Source organism: Acetobacter pomorum, from assembly GCF_002738225.1.
GTDB lineage: Bacteria > Pseudomonadota > Alphaproteobacteria > Acetobacterales > Acetobacteraceae > Acetobacter > Acetobacter pomorum.
This window is the reverse complement of record NZ_PEBQ01000138.1, coordinates 1-214: the sequence shown is the minus strand read 5'-3', so window position 1 is coordinate 214 and position 214 is coordinate 1. Positions and strand designations below refer to the sequence as shown.

General features: G+C 60.7%; 1 protein-coding gene. It reads left to right on the top strand.

Going from position 1 to position 214, the window contains the following annotated elements:
* The coding region (locus CSR02_RS09545; RefSeq protein WP_208616826.1) for a transposase at window positions 1-214 on the top strand (214 nt) is incomplete at both ends.

Sequence of the window (214 nt, the reverse complement as noted above, 5' to 3'; positions counted from 1 at the left end):
CGGGGATATGGAAAACCGCATCAAGGAATGCCAGATGGATCTGTTCTCAGACAGGACCTCGTCCCACACCATCCGGGCCAACCAGCTCCGGCTGTGGTTCTCGGCCGCAGCCTATGTCCTGCTGACCGCTCTGCAAAGACTGGCCCTTGGCCAGACCAGCCTGGAGACGGCGACCTGTGGCACCATACGCGCACGACTGCTCAAAATCGCGACA